At 71.9% G+C, this 14,666-nt stretch carries 12 protein-coding genes and 1 pseudogene; 1 reads left to right on the forward strand and 12 read right to left on the reverse strand.

Translation table 11 applies throughout. The annotated features are described in order from the left end of the window. Window positions 1-37 precede the first annotated feature (37 nt). The gene (pdxR, locus tag LX16_RS19870) at window positions 38-1,630 is read left to right on the forward strand and encodes a MocR-like pyridoxine biosynthesis transcription factor PdxR (protein WP_147141350.1); all 1,593 of its coding nucleotides are present in this window, start codon (window positions 38-40) and stop codon (window positions 1,628-1,630) included. 22 nt (window positions 1,631-1,652) lie between these two features. Here the strand turns inward: pdxR and LX16_RS19875 are convergent, their stop codons facing one another. From LX16_RS19875 to glmS, 12 genes and pseudogenes are all read right to left on the reverse strand, one after another. Beyond that, window positions 1,653-2,381, reverse strand: coding sequence for an ABC transporter ATP-binding protein (locus tag LX16_RS19875; protein ID WP_147141353.1), 729 nt, complete (start codon window positions 2,379-2,381; stop codon window positions 1,653-1,655). Further along, window positions 2,378-3,016, reverse strand: coding sequence for an ABC transporter ATP-binding protein (locus tag LX16_RS19880; protein WP_147141356.1), 639 nt, complete (start codon window positions 3,014-3,016; stop codon window positions 2,378-2,380). Before LX16_RS19880 ends, LX16_RS19875 begins: the two co-directional genes overlap by 4 nt. Before the next feature lie 19 nt (window positions 3,017-3,035). Next, entirely contained in the window at window positions 3,036-5,831 is a 2,796-nt protein-coding gene (locus LX16_RS27690) for a hypothetical protein (protein WP_244615925.1), read from the reverse strand. A 275-nt stretch (window positions 5,832-6,106) separates the two neighbouring features. Next, window positions 6,107-6,541, reverse strand: a pseudogene (gene rimI, locus LX16_RS27695) (ribosomal protein S18-alanine N-acetyltransferase); the annotation flags it as partial. Then, window positions 6,541-7,212 (reverse strand): tRNA (adenosine(37)-N6)-threonylcarbamoyltransferase complex dimerization subunit type 1 TsaB, encoded by a 672-nt coding sequence (gene tsaB, locus LX16_RS19895; protein ID WP_147141364.1) that lies wholly within the window; start codon window positions 7,210-7,212, stop codon window positions 6,541-6,543. The gene tsaB and the pseudogene rimI, both read right to left, overlap by 1 nt. Window positions 7,213-7,273: 61 nt before the next feature. Next, the gene (tsaE, locus tag LX16_RS19900; protein ID WP_147141367.1) at window positions 7,274-7,735 is read right to left on the reverse strand and encodes a tRNA (adenosine(37)-N6)-threonylcarbamoyltransferase complex ATPase subunit type 1 TsaE; all 462 of its coding nucleotides are present in this window, start codon (window positions 7,733-7,735) and stop codon (window positions 7,274-7,276) included. After that, window positions 7,732-8,937: an alpha/beta fold hydrolase gene (locus tag LX16_RS19905; protein WP_211354637.1), complete on the reverse strand. Its 1,206-nt coding sequence runs from the start codon at window positions 8,935-8,937 to the stop codon at window positions 7,732-7,734. The genes tsaE and LX16_RS19905 overlap by 4 nt, the downstream gene beginning before the upstream one ends. A 2-nt stretch (window positions 8,938-8,939) precedes the next feature. Beyond that, a complete protein-coding gene (gene alr / locus LX16_RS19910) occupies window positions 8,940-10,043 on the reverse strand; it encodes an alanine racemase (protein WP_147141373.1) in 1,104 nt (367 codons plus the stop codon). A gap of 313 nt (window positions 10,044-10,356) precedes the next feature. Beyond that, window positions 10,357-10,737, reverse strand: coding sequence for a YciI family protein (locus LX16_RS19915; protein WP_147142055.1), 381 nt, complete (start codon window positions 10,735-10,737; stop codon window positions 10,357-10,359). A 118-nt stretch (window positions 10,738-10,855) separates the two neighbouring features. Continuing rightward, on the reverse strand, window positions 10,856-12,277 hold the full coding sequence (locus LX16_RS19920) for an NAD(P)H-hydrate dehydratase (RefSeq protein WP_147141376.1): 1,422 nt from the start codon (window positions 12,275-12,277) through the stop codon (window positions 10,856-10,858). Beyond that, window positions 12,277-12,645, reverse strand: coding sequence for a holo-ACP synthase (locus LX16_RS19925; protein ID WP_147141378.1), 369 nt, complete (start codon window positions 12,643-12,645; stop codon window positions 12,277-12,279). Before LX16_RS19925 ends, LX16_RS19920 begins: the two co-directional genes overlap by 1 nt. 85 nt (window positions 12,646-12,730) lie before the next feature. Then, a complete protein-coding gene (glmS, locus tag LX16_RS19930; RefSeq protein WP_147141382.1) occupies window positions 12,731-14,581 on the reverse strand; it encodes a glutamine--fructose-6-phosphate transaminase (isomerizing) in 1,851 nt (616 codons plus the stop codon). Window positions 14,582-14,666 lie beyond the last annotated feature (85 nt).

The following is a 14,666-nucleotide window of genomic DNA, read 5'->3' on the forward strand; positions in this document are numbered from 1 at the left end:
CTGGACCGCTTCCCCTTCGAGAATCCGGACCGATTCGATGACCGATCTACCCATCCGGTTGACACCCGGCGGCAAGGACAGCGCCCGGCGGCTGGGCGACCAACTGCGGGAGGCCGTCCGGTCGGGGCGGTTGGCGGTCGGCTTCCGGCTGCCGGCGAGCCGCGTCCTGGCCGCCGACCTGGGTGTGGCGCGCGGCGTCGTGGTGTCCGCCTACCAGCAGTTGACCGCCGAGGGCGTGTTCGCGGCCCGTTCCGGTGCGGGCACCTGGGTCGCGCACCGCGCCGTCGCCGCCCCGGCGACCCCGCCGGCACGTGTCCGGGCCGCCGACGCCCGGTTCGATCTGCGGGTGGGCACGCCGGACCTGTCGGCGTTCCCCCGGCGGCAGTGGCTGGCGGCGGTGCGACGGGTCGTGTCGGCGCTGCCGCACTCCCGTCTCGGCTACCCCGATCCGCAGGGTCTCCCGGATCTGCGTGACGCGCTGGCGGCCCAGTTGCGGCGGGTGAGGTTCGCCGACACCGATCCGTCACGGGTCAGCGTGGTCGGCGGTGTGGCGCACGGTCTGCACCTGGTGGTGCGGGCGCTGCACGGGCCGCGCCTGGCGGTGGAGGACCCGACCAGCCCCGGTCAGCTCCCGTTGCTGCGGGAGGCGGGCGCCACCGTGATCCCGATTCCGGTCGACGCCGAGGGCATGGACGTCGCGGCGTTGGAACGCAGCGACGCGACCGCGGTGCTGTTGACGCCGGCCCACCAGTACCCGACCGGCGCGGTGCTGTCGCCCCGGCGGCGGGCGGCGTTGCGGGCGTGGCTGGACCGGCCCGGCAGGTTCGCCGTCGAGGACGACTACGACGCCGAGTTCCGGTACGACCGGGAACCGGTCGGGTGTCTCCAAGGGCTGCTACCGGACCGCACGGCGTTGCTGGGGTCGGTCAGCAAGTCACTGGCGCCGGGTCTGCGGCTCGGATGGGTGGTGGCGCCCGGGCACGTGACCGCCGAGGTGGTGCGGATCCGGCGGCGCACCGACCTCGGCGACTCGGTGTTCGACCAGGCGGTGCTGGCGGAGCTGTTGCGGCACGGCGACTACGACCGGCACGTCCGTTGGGCGCGGCGGCGGTACCGGGAACGGCGTGACCGGCTGGTCGCGGCCCTCACGGAGCGACTGCCGGAGGCGGAGGTGACCGGGGTGGCGGCGGGACTGCATCTACAGGTGGAGATCCCGGGAGTCGACGAGGCCGCGCTGGTGGCCGCCGCGGCGGCCCGTTCGGTGGCGGTGCGGGGCAGTGCGGACTTCCGGATCGCGGGTTCCGGCCCGTCCGGTCTGGTCCTGGGGTTCGGTGGGATCGCGGAGCGGCACGTCGAGGCCGCCGTCGCGGCGCTCGCGGCGGCGGTCGCCGACGTCGGCGGTCCGGTGGCGGCGCGCCGACCGGTTCCCACCGAACCCGTGAGGGGACCGGGGTCAGCAGCCCTCGCCGGTGTCGACACAGCCGACACCACTGCGGCAGTGCATCCAACGGCCGTTGTCGCAGATCCAGTAGTCGACGCCGGCGGTGGCGGAGCGCTTGGGAACCAGGCGGTTCAGTACCCGGTCGGCGAACCTGTTCACAGTCGACATGATGGTCTCCCGTCGTGGTAGGGGAACGGTGACGGGTCGGACGCTACCAAGTGGGCGCGTGATCGGGTGGTTTTGGCACCATCGCGCCACGCCCCGTCCGGTGGACGACGTCGACGACCGTGCCGTCCTCCATGGTGACGACGGTGTCGGCGGCATTGATCACCGCCGGGTCGTGACTGGTGATGATCACGGCGGCGCCGCCGGCGGCGTAGTCCCGCAACACGTCGGTGACGAGGTCCACCCGGCTCGGGTCGAGCTGCCCGGTGGGTTCGTCGGCGAACAGTACGCGGGGTCGTAGCCGAAGCGCCCGGGCGAGTGCGGCGCGCTGCTGTTCCCCACCGGAGGTCTGCGACGGGTACCGGTCCGCCAGGTGGTCGATGTCGAGGGCTCGCAGCCACGCGGTGGTGTGTGAGGGATCGGCGAGGTCGCCGGGTGGTGGAGTGGGTGCCAGGTTCACCGGCAACTGCACGTTCTGTGCGACGGTCAGTTCGTCCAGCAGCACCAACGCCTGCGGCAGGTATCCGGCGTCGCTCCAGGCGAGTCCGGCGGGAGCCGTGCCGCTCGGCAGCGGTTCGCGGAACCGGATCTCACCGGAGTCGGGGACGTCGAACCCGCCCATGATGGACAGAAGCGTCGTCTTGCCGGAGCCGGAGGGCCCGGCGAGCACCGTCAGGCGTCCGGGGTAGAACCGGGCGTCGACCCGGTGCAGTGCCGGACGTTCCGACATCCCGGGGTGCCGTTTGGTGACACCGATGACGTCGATCAGGGTCATGCCGCGACCTTCCCGTCGATGAGTCGGCAGGTCCGGTCCGCCCGCCGCGCGGTCTTGGGGTCGTGGGTGGCCACGACGATCGTCAAACCGGTGTCGCGCAGCAGGTCCAGCGTGTCGAGCACCTGTTCGCCGATCGCGTGGTCGAGCTGCCCGGTCGGTTCGTCGAGCAGCAGCAGGTCGCTGCGGCCGAGCGCGGCGAAACCTATGGCGACCCGCTGTTGTTCACCGCCGGACAGTTCACGGGGACGCCGGTGCCACTTCCCGGCCACGCCGAGGCGTTCGGCCAGCTCCGCGGGCCCGGTGGACGTACGGCCGCCCATCCCCGTCGCCAGCATGAAGTGCTGCCGGACGGTGAGGTGATCGATCAGGTTGTCGGCCGGGTTCTGCCGGACGTAGCCGATCCGGTCGCGGCGCAGCCGCCGCCGGCGGCGGGCCGAGGCCGTGGTGGTGTCCACACCACCGACGGCGATCGTCCCGGCGTGCGCCCGGTCGAGACATCCCAGAAGACGCAGCAATGTGGACTTGCCGGAGCCCGACGGCCCCGTCAGCGCCACGATCTCACCGGCCGCTATGGACAGTTCCAGGTCGTCCAGGACCAGGGATTCGCCGGAATCGGCGACATAACCGTGTCGCACCCCGCGACACGAGACCAACTCATCCGGTTTCACGGAGCACCTCCGAGGGACGGGCGGCGGCGATCCGGGCGTGCCCGAACCACGCCGCGGCGACGGTGACCACGACGGTGACGGCGGCCAGGTACCCGACCGACTCGACCGGTACGTCCAGCACCACACCGGGATTGCGGAACGTGTCGACGTCGAAGTCGGGACGCATCACCGCGACCAACAGGCCCGCGATGACGAGACCCGAGACCACACCGGCCACCAACAGGCCCCCGATCTCACGCAACAACGCCATCCGGTGCACACCCGAACGCAGACCCATCCGACGCATCATCACGAACGCCCGCCGATTCGCCGCCGACCTCGACTCCAACTGCAACAACATCCCGACGACCACGACCACCGCCGTCAACACCGACACCCACAACAGGTACTCCACCGCCTTCGTCACCGAATGCTTCGGCGTCCCCTGGTAGCGCTCGAACGCCGTCAGCATCCGGTACTCCACGTCGGAGAACTCGGTGGTGATCAGGTCCTTGACCGCCTCGGGCCGGTCGGTGCGCACCCAGAACTGGTATCCGCTGATCCGGCTCAGCTCGTCGGGCATGTGTTCCCGGTCGATGAGGACGACCGGCATGCCGCCGCGTTTCGCGGGCAGGTCCGGCACCGCCGACACGGTCAGGTCCAGTTCCGCGCCGGGGAGCGTGATACGGCCGTCACCGTCCTGAAGCCGGTCGCTGCCGCCCGCGACCGCCGGGACACTCCCGGTGTCGCCGTCGAGGGCGGCGGTCACGTCGGTGTCGGCGAGCAGATCCGCGGTGTCGGCGGTGCGCGCGAACGTCTCCGAGTCGACGAACAGGGCGCTCACCCGGGTGCCCTGCAGGGTGAGGCCGTCGATCCTGGTCACCTCGGTCACCCGGCCCAGCTCCGCCAGTTCCGGCGGGACCGTCTGCGGTTCGTCGAACGAGACCACGACGTCGGAGCCGATCTCGGATCGCGCCTGGGCGTCGATGGTGGCTCCCGCCGACGCCGAGGCCGTGATCGCGTAACCCGCCAACGCCGTCGGCACCGCCACCGCCGCCAACATCACGGCGCTCGCCCACCGGTCACGCCGGATGCGCCGCGACGCCAGGAACCCGCTGAACCGTCGCGGATCACGGCGTCTCGGCCGGTTCCAGTACCAGCGGGCGGCCCTGGCGACCAGCATCGCGACCGCGATCGCCGCCAACAGCGGCACCACGAACACCCGCGACGGCAACTGGGACACCACTCCGACCCGGTCGGAGGCCTCACCGGCGGTCACCTCGGTGACGGGTTCCATCAACGTCCACGCGGCCACGGCCGCGCCCGCGGGTACGAGTTCCCACGGCAGCCACGACAGGTTGCGGTGCGCCCGCGCCGGTTCGGTCAACCGGCGGCAGGCGCGGGCGGCGACGACCGCCACCGTCAGCAGGGCCGCGGCGGTCACCCCGGCCGCCATGTACGCGGCGTCGCGGGGCGCGGTGACGGCGATCAGGTCGGACGGCGCCCACACCGGCATCGAGTACCGGCACAACAGGTATCCGGCGACGCCGCCCAGGAGCAGCGCGGGCATCGCCTCCAGGGCGGCCTTGCCGCCCAACGCGGCCGGGGACACGCCGCGCCCGGCGAGCACCGTCAACTCGATACGGCGGCGACGCGTCCACAGCAGCGCTGCGCCACCCACGATGGACAGTCCGACGAGGACGGCGGCCGCGCCGACCGCCGCGACCGGCAGTCGCAGCGACTCCCCCACCAGGTCGGCACGCGCCACGAACCGGGGAAGGTCGGTGGTGACCTCGGTGTCACCCGTCTCCAGGGCGGACTCCATTGCGGCGAACCCGGCCGCGGCCTCGCGGGCGTCGTCCACCGTCGGCGTGGCCGCGAGCTCGTAGGTCAGGATCACACCGACCCGCTGTTCGACCTGTCCGCCCAGTCTCCAGAACGTCTCCTCGTCGACCAGCACGGTCGGCACCCATTCGCCCTCCGGCATGGCGTCGAACTGGAGCATGTCCTGCAGGTGGCACCAGTGCGAGGTGCCGAGGTCGGAGTCGTTGAGGGTGCGGTACTCACCGGTGACCGGGATGGTAACGCCGGTCGGGGCGTCGCCGTCCTCGTACTCGGTGTACAGGGTGACCGGGCCGTCCTCACCGGGGATCGTCTCTCCCTGGCCGGGTGGGACGAGCATGTCCTCCAGCGGCGATCCCTCGAAGATGGGGGCGAGCTCCAGTTCGTCTCCGACGCCGGCCTCGCTGAGGCTGCCGAGGTCGTCGGGAATCCACGCGCCGGGGCCGAAATCGCCGTCGATCTGTGTGACCATGCCGGGGGCGCCGTCCCGGTACGCGACGAACACCTTCGCGAGGTCACCGGAGTCGGTCCGCAGCCCCATGGCGATCTCCGGGATGCCGTACCCGGAGTCGGTCGTCACCGAATGGCCGATCACATAGGTGCGCTCCACAGGAGACAGACCCGGGATCTCCGCCGCCTCCGCGTCGATCTCGGCGACCCGTTCCCGCAGTTCCTCCATCGAGGGACCGGAGGCCACCCGGGTGACGGTGTCGCCCTCGACGGTCTCCTGCCAGCTCCCCTCCAGTGGGAACCGGACGTCGGATCCACTGGGGACCACGCACTGGTCGTCGATCTGCTGGGCGATGGAATCGCTCTGCGACGCCGAAAGCAGCAACGGAGTCCCGGCGGCCGGAACCACGGCGACCATCGCTGCGGCCGCCAGGGCCAACGCCACGCCTGGACGCCGGAACAACAACACCGGGGCCTTCGACCACGGCAGACTACGGTCGAGCAAAGCCACCCACTCTCATCGGTGGGCCGAACGTCCCGACCGGCGGTGTCGCCCCCTCGCAGGCACGAGACGGCACACGGTGACACCGACGGCCTCCATCCCAGGCACATCGACCCGATGGTCCGGGGAAGCCTAACCGAGTCCTCGCCCTGATCCGATATCGGCGACATCACGATCCGGTCGCGCGAAGACACCGGATTCGCCTCCCACCAGGCGAAAGCGGACATCACCGGACGAAGTGGAACGTCCTTGGGAGGTAAGTCGGCGGTGTCGCGCTCGCCGACCTCCCTGACCATCACCAGGGCGTCGCCGCCGCCGGGTTGGTAGTAGCCGCGCCGGATCGCCACGCCCACGAAACCGAACCGGTCGTACATGGCCTGGGCGGGCGCGTTGTCGGTCGCGACCTCCAGCGCGATCCGGTCGGCCCCGCGACGTCGCGCCTCCGACAACAGGTCACGAAGCAACGCGGCACCGACTCCACGGCGGCGCGCCCGCTCCCGGACCGCGATGTTGTTCACCCACGCCTCGCCGTCGGCCACCGCCAGGCCGGCGTAACCGAGGATCCGGTCGCCGTCGAGGGCCGCCCGGTAGTGGTGGCCGGCCGCCAGTTCGGACCAGAACATGCCGGCGCTCCACGCCTCGGCACCGAACGTCTCCCGTTCGATGTCCACCAGTTCCTCGATGTGCCACCAACGGAGCGGCTTCAGCTCCACCGGCATCAGGTCATCCGCTGCTGCCTGCCGGCGACGTGCACGTCCGGGCGGCGCAGGTACAGCGGCGTCAACACCTCGCCGGGCGCCTTGGCGGCGATCCGGCCGGAGGCCAGGAACGCCAGCACCTGCGGCGGCGGGTACCGCCATTCGTCCTTCGCGTCGGGGAACACCTCGGGGTACAGCAGTGCGCCGTCACCCACCACCCGGGTGGCGGCACGTGCCGCCTCGGGCAGTTCGGCCGGACGGGCCACCTCGGGACCGGCCAGGCGCTCACCGTCCGAATCGTACAGTCCCCAGTAGATCTCCTTGCGGCGGGCGTCGGTCGCTACCAGAACCGGACCGCCCCCGCCCGCCGCGGCGAACCCCACCGCGTCCAGCGAACACACCCCGTACGCCGGGACACCCAACGCGTGCGACATCGACGCCGCCGTCACCAGGCCCACCCGCAGACCCGTGAACGGGCCGGGCCCCAACCCCGCCACCACCGCGGCGAGGTCACGCGGCGCCACCCGCGCCTCGGCGAGCGCGCCGTCGATCAACGGCGCCAAGTGCTCGCCGTGCCCACGCGCGTCCACCACCGCACCGTCGGCGAGGCGTTCCACCGCGCCCGGACCGGAGACCTCGTACACACCCGCGGTCACCGCCGGGGTGGACGTGTCGATCACCAACGTCAACATGTCACACCTGTGAATCCCTCGCACCGATAGACGAAACGGCCACCACGGCCGGCGACGGCGATCACGTCGCCGCCAGAGTGGCCAGGCGCTCCACCCAGTCCCCGCCGTGACCGGTCAACGTCACATCACGCACGTCGTCGTCGCGGCGGTCGATCTCCACCAGCAGGTACGCGTCCGACAACTGCTCCGCCAGGCCCCCACCCCACTCCACGACGGTCACCGACTCCTCCAGCGACGCGTCAAGGTCGAGGTCGTCCAACTCGTCGACACCCGACAACCGGTACGCGTCCACATGCACCAGCGGCACCTTCCCGCCGTCGGGGCGGTGCACCCGCGCGATCACGAAGGTGGGGCTCGTGATCGCACCCGACACCCGCATCCCGGCACCGATGCCCTGCGTCAACGCGGTCTTCCCCGCGCCCAGCGGCCCCGACAGGACCAGCAGGTCCCCGGGTCGCAGCACTCCCGCCAACCGGATCCCGAACTCCCGGGTATCGGTGGGCGTGGCAAGTGAAAGCCTCACTCTTCCGTTCCGTTCTCGTCGCGCGACTTCTTCTTACGCCGCCACCCGGCGGGTTCCTCGGCGGGGGTCTCCTCCAACACCCGTTCCGGCCGGCCCGCCGCGCCCGGAGCGACACACGCGTCCAGGAACTCCAGCAGCGGCCCCGACACCTGGTGTGGCCGCTCCAGCAGCGCCACGTGACCGGCCTGCGGGATCATCAACAGCTTCGCGTGCGGCATCGCCTCGGCCAGCGCCACCGAGTGGGCAGCCGGGGTGAACTGGTCCTCCTCGCCACTGGATATCAACACCGGAACGTCCCGGAACGCCGCGAGCGACTCGTGTTCGTCGTGCTCCAGCAACGTCTTCGTGAACCCGACCACCGTCTTGATCGGGGTCTCGGTGTTCATCTTCTCCACGTAGGACACCAACGCGGGCGACGGGTCCGGGATCGCGAAACCGTACCGGCGGGTCAGCAGCCACGCCAGGTCACCGGCGATACGGCGGACCCGGTCGATGGCGCCGGGTGTCATCGCCACGGCGCGACTGAACACCGGCAGCAGCAGTCGCCGCGCCCGCGCCAGAGCCCGCGGCGCCCCGAACGACACCTGATCCAGCTTCCCCGCCGACGTCGACAGCAACGCGACCCCCGCCACCCGCGCCGCGAACTCCTCCGGGTGACGCCGCGAGTACGCCATGATCGTCATCGCGCCCATCGAGTGCCCCACCAGGACCAGCGGCCCGCGCGGCGCGACCGCCCGGATCACCGAGGCCAGCGCCTCCGACAACGAGTCCATGTCGTACTCGTTCACCGGGAGCGCGCCCGAACCGCCGTGGCCCGGCTGGTCGTAGAACACGCCCCTCACCGGCAGGTGTGACTCCGTCAGGGCGCGACGCTGGAAGTGGAAGGTCCCCTGGTCGAGGCAGTAGCCGTGCACGAACACGACGGTCGCCTTCGCCGCGGACGGGTCACCGGCGGTCGCCTCCGTCGCGACGGTCTCCACCCGCAGGGTCACGTCGTCGGGCGTGGTCACCATGCGCACCGAGTCCGCCGGCAGCCGCCCGAACGGTTCGTCCGCGTACGGGTCGTCCGGATCACGTCGGGCCTTGTTCACCAGGTAACGCTCCGTCGCCACACCCGCGGCCACCCCGGCCGCCGCCAACCCCGCTATCGCGCCGATGATCCCGACGCGACGCACCCGGCGCCGGGACAGGTCACCCGCCACCACTACGCCGCCGCCCCGACATGACGGCGGGACACCCGGGCACCGACCGACGTGAGTATCTCGTAACTGATCGTGCCGTGCCACTCGGCCCAGTCGTCCGCCGTGACGGCTCCCGGCCCGAAGAACTCCACGATCTCGCCAGGGCGCGTCGGGATGTCGCCGCAGTCGATGACCACCTGATCCATGCACACCCGCCCCAGTATCGGCGCTCGACGGCCCGATAGCAACACCTCCGCCCGGTTGGAGGTGGAACGGGGGATGCCGTCCGCGTAACCGGCGGGCACCACCGCCACGGTCGTGGGCCGCCGGGTCGTGAACGTGTGCCCGTAGGAGACGCCGCTGCCCGCCGGGAGCCGTTTGACCTGCGTCACCCTCGCCCTGACCGACATGGCCGGGCGGAGACCGAAGTCACGGCCGGGGATCGGCGAGTAGCCGTAGACGGCGATGCCGGGCCGCACCATGTCGAAATGCCGGTCGGGGGCGGTCAACAGGGCCGCCGAGTTCGCCAGGTGCCGCCATCGGGGCGTCAGGCCCACCGCGTCGACGGCGTCGAGGAACCGCAGGAACGCGGCGTGCTGGGCGGCGTTGGCGGGATGCCCGGGCTCGTCGGCGCAGGCGAGGTGACTCCAGGCGCCGACCACCTCCACGCGACCGGCGGCCTGCTCCTTGGCGGCGGTCTCCACGAACCGCGCCCAGTCGGCCTCCGGGACGCCACCGCGCCCCATCCCGGTGTCGGCCTCCAGGTGTATCCGGGCGGGCCGGGTCGCGCGGGCGGCGGCGATCTCCGTCAACTGCTCGTGTGACGACGCGGACAACTCGACCTCGGCGTCCACGGCGGCCGCCAGGTCCAGCCCGGGGGAGATCAGCCACGCCAGCACCGGCGCGGTCACTCCGGCGGCACGCAGCCGCCACGCCTCCCACAGTGTCGCGACACCCAGACCCACGGCGCCGCCTTCGAGGCAGGCGCGGGCTGTCGGTACGAGTCCGTGCCCGTAGGCGTCGGCCTTGACCGCGGGCAGTATCGCCGCGTCGGTGCGCGAGGCGAGTACCGCCACGTTCGCGCTGATCGCGTCCAGGTCGACCAGTGCCTCCGCCTGAAAGGACATGCCCACCAGGTTACGTCCCGCCCGGCCCGGTCCCGGCGGCGGCGCGACCGGCCGGGTGGTGGGTTGCGGGTGACGGTCTGTGCCCGGGCGGGGGCAGGCGGTAACGGTCGGTGCCCGGGCGGGGGCCGTCGTCCACAACCGGTGGGTTTTCCACAGCCCCGGACCGGCGGGCTCGACGAGCCCCCGGGACGGGACCTAGGCTCGACGCCATGGGGAGGAGGAGTGGCGGCCCCCGAGACGGTTCAGGGGCGGGGCTTTCGCGCCACCCCGCCGCCGTGACCGCCGGCGCCGGGTCGGGCCGCCTCCCCCGGTCTCACACCTGCGGGGCCTCCCCGATCGCCCGCACCTCCACCGCCAGGTTGAGCGGTTCTCCGTCCGGGCCGGGCGCGGTGGACGCCTCCGCCGCGATGGCGATCGCCCGGGCGACGTCCTCGACCTCGACGATCCAGTAACCGGCGAGGAACTCCTTGCTCTCGGGGAACGGCCCGTCCGTCACGACGGGTGTCCCGTCCGGCCCCGCCTTGACGATCCTGGCCTCCCACGGCATGGCGAGCCCCTGGGCGTCGACCAGTTCCCCGTCGGCGGAGAGTTTCGCGTTGAGGTCGATCATGAACCGGATGTGGTCCCGCACCGCCTCCGGCGGCCAGGTCCCCATCCGGCGGCTGTCGCTCTCGGTGCCCTGCATCATCAGCATGTACTTCACGGGTACCGCCCTTCACGGCTCACACGGCGCCGTCCTTCGGCGCCCTCACCCGGTACGTCGGTGCCGCGCCGCCGGATTCGACGTACCCGCACCGCGCCCGGCTTGCCCCTCAGTCGAGCAGCTCCGCGATCACCCTCGGGAGGGTCTCCGCGATGCCCGTCGCCGTCACCGGGCCGTGCCTGCCCGCCTCCCTGCCCGCCAGTCCGTGGACGAACGCCGCCGCCACCGCCGCCCGGTCGGGCCGCACCCCGGCGGCCAGCAACGCGCCCAGCAGTCCGGCGAGGACGTCTCCGGAGCCCGCGGTGGCGAGCGCCGGGTCACCGGTCGGGTTGAGGTGCACCTGGCCGTGCGGGTCGGCGATGACGGTGCGGAAGCCCTTCAGCAGCACGACGCAGTCGAGGGCGCGGGCCAGTGCCAGCGCGTCGCCGATCCGGTCGGGGCCGGTGGCGCGGCCCGCCATCCGCGCGAACTCCCGGTCGTGCGGGGTCAGGACCGTCGGCGCGCCGCGTCCGTCCAGGAGCGCGGGGTCCCGGCCCAGCAGGGTGAGGCCGTCGGCGTCGACGCACATCGGCACGCCCTCCTCCAGCGCGGAACGCAGCTGCGACTCCGCGACCGAGTCGGTGCCCAGGCCCGGCCCGACCGTCCACGCCTGTACCCGGCCGGAGTCGGCGACCCGGTCCTTCGTGACGACCTCGGGGTATCGGTACCGGACGTGCCGGGCGGCGGTGCCGGCGTACCTGATGTAACCGGCGGGGCCAGCGAGGGCGCCCGCGACGGCGAGTTCCCCCGCCCCGGGGTACCGGAAGGAACCGGCGCACACGCCGACGACCCCGCGGGTGTACTTGTCGTCGTACGGGCGTACCCGCGGCCACCATCTCGCGACGTCCTCGGCGGTCGGTATGACCGCGTATGGTTCGGGAAGGAACGGCCGGAGTCCTATGTCGACGCATTCGACCAGCCCGGAGTGGGCGGCGGCGGCACCCACCGCGACGGCCGGTTTCCTCGCCCCGAAGGTGACCGTCACGTCGGCCTCGACGGCGGGACCCGTGACCGCGCCGGTGTCGACGTCGACTCCACTGGGGACGTCGACGGCGACCATGGTGACGCCCGCGAGACCCGCGAGCAGCCCGACCGCCGCCTCCGGCAGGCCGGGACGGCCACCGATGCCGAGGATCCCGTCCACCGCCAGGTCGGTGCGGGCGGGCAACCGGTCGGCGAAGCGGCCTCCGACGGCCACCAGTTCCTCCCCCGCCGCGCGGTGGTGCCGCCCGGGGAACACCTCGATCGCGGTGACCCTCGCCCCGCGTCGCGCCAGGTCGGCCCCCGCGTACAGCGCGTCGCCGCCGTTGTCGCCCGCGCCGACCAACAGGGTGACGTGGGCGCCGTAGACGCCCCCGGTCGCCGACAGGATCCGGGCGACACGGGCGGCCAACGCGGCGGCGGCCCGCCGCATGAGGGTCCCGTGCGGCAGCCGGGCCATCAGGGCACGTTCGGCGTCGCGGACCTGCGCGACCCTCCACACCCCGGGCATCAGCGTTCCGCCACCACGATCGCGGAGGCGATGCCCCCGTCGTGCGACAGCGACAGGTGCCATCTGCCGACACCACGTTCGGCGGCGACCGCCGCGACCGTGCCGGAGGTGGTGAGCCAGGGACGACCGTCGGGGTCGCTGACCACCTCGCAGTCGTGCCAGTGCAGTCCGCCGGGGGCACCGAGGGCCTTGGCGACGGCCTCCTTGGCGGCGAACCGGGCCGCCAGCGACTCCCGGGACCGGGGGTTGCCGCTCGCGGTGACGCGTTCCTCCGGGGTGAACAACCGGTCGGCCAGTGGCGGTGTCCGGTCGAGCGCCTTGGCGAAACGTTCCACTAGCACCACGTCGATGCCGACTGCCACAATCACACCAGCCACTCTGACATATCGCGCGCCGTCGATCACGTTCGGCGGCGCGCGCCCGTGTCGTCACCCGGGTACGGCCCGGGACGGTTCACTCCACCGTCACGGACTTGGCGAGGTTGCGGGGCTGGTCGATGTCGAGGCCCTTGGCCGCCGCCAGTTCGCACGCGAAGACCTGCAACGGGACCGCGGTCAGCAACGGCGCCAGGAGTGTCGGCACCCGGGGGGTGAACACGGTGTGGTCGACGTGCGGGGCGACGACGGCGTCGCCCTCCTCGGCGATCGCGATGACGGTCGCGCCGCGTGCCTTGACCTCCTGGATGTTGGAGACGACCTTGTCGTGCAGGAGGCTGCGGCCACGGGGCGACGGCACCACGACGACCACCGGGGTGCCCGCCTCGATGAGCGAGATCGGCCCGTGTTTGAGCTCGCCGGCGGCGAAGCCCTCCGCGTGCATGTACGCCAGTTCCTTGAGTTTGAGGGCGCCTTCGAGTGCCACCGGGTAGCCGACGTGACGTCCGATGAACAGGGCACGGTCGGCGGTGCCCATGCTGCGGGCGAGTTCACGCACCGGTTCCATGGCCGCCAGCACTTCGGCGATCTTGTCGGGCGCTGCCGCCAGTTCGGCCACGACGGCACCGACCTCGTCGGCGTACTTGATGCCGCGGACGGCGGCCAGGTGCAACCCGACCAGGTAGCAGGCGGCGAGCTGGGTGAGGAACGCCTTGGTGGAGGCGACCGCGACCTCGATGCCGGCCCGGGTGTAGAGCACCGCGTCCGATTCGCGTGGGATGGTGGATCCGACGGTGTTGGAGATCGCCAGGACCCGCGCCTTCTGGTTGCGGGCGTGCCGCAGCGCCATCAGGGTGTCCATGGTCTCGCCCGACTGCGAGATGACGATGACGAGGGTGGAACGGTCGAGGACGGGGTCGCGGTAGCGGAACTCGCTGGCGAGTTCGACCTCGCAGGGCAGTCGCACCCAGTGCTCGATGGCGTACTTGGCGACCATTCCGGCGTGGTACGAGGTGCCGCAGGCGACGATGAAGACCTTGTCGACGTCGCGGAAGTCCTGGTCGGACATGCGGACCTCGTCGAGGAGGATCTGCCCGGAGGTGTCGAACCTGCCGCGGAGGGTGTCGGCGACCGCGCGCGGTTGTTCGGCGATCTCCTTGAGCATGAAGTGCTCGTAGCCGTCCTTCTCGGCTGCGGAGGCGTCCCAGTCGACGTGGAAGGGCACGCCCTCGGCGGGTGAACCGTCGAAGCCGGTGACCTTCAGGCCGGCGGCGCTGATCTCGACCACCTGGTCCTGTCCGAGTTCGATCGCCTCCCGGGTGTGGCTGATGAACGCGGCGACGTCGGAGGCGAGGAAGTACTCTCCGTCGGCGACTCCGGCCACCAGTGGCGAGTTGCGTCGCGCGCCGACGACGACGCCCGGGGCGTCGGCGTGCACGGCGAGCAGGGTGAAAGCCCCCTGGAGCCGGCGGCAGACGCGCCGCATGGCCTCGGCGAGGTCGTCGACGTGCGCCAGTTCCGCCGACAGGAGGTGGGCGACGCACTCGGTGTCGGTGTCGGAGCGGAACTCGATCCCGGTGGCTTCGAGTTCGGCGCGGAGCTGCCCGAAGTTCTCGATGATGCCGTTGTGGATGATCGCGGTCCGGCCGTCGACCGAGACGTGCGGGTGGGCGTTCCGGTCGGTCGGTGCGCCGTGGGTGGCCCAGCGGGTGTGGCCGATGCCGGTGCGGGGTTCGCGGAGCCCGCCCGCGGCGGTGACCGCCTCGGCCAGGTTGGCGAGTTTGCCGGCGCGTTTCTCCGTGACGAGGCCGGTGTCGCCGACGAGGGCGACACCCGCGGAGTCGTAACCCCGGTATTCAAGTCGTCGCAGCCCTTCGCTGACGACGTCGATCGCCGAGTTAGGGCCGACGTAACCCACGATTCCGCACATGTCGGCCAGCGTACCCCAGTTTCGCTCACGGCCTGTGCGCAATATCCGGTATTTCGATCACGACTTCTGCGTGTAGGCGTTGAGC

The sequence above is a fragment of the Stackebrandtia albiflava genome, from assembly GCF_007994225.1.
In the GTDB taxonomy this organism is placed as follows: Bacteria; Actinomycetota; Actinomycetes; order Mycobacteriales; family Micromonosporaceae; genus Stackebrandtia; species Stackebrandtia albiflava.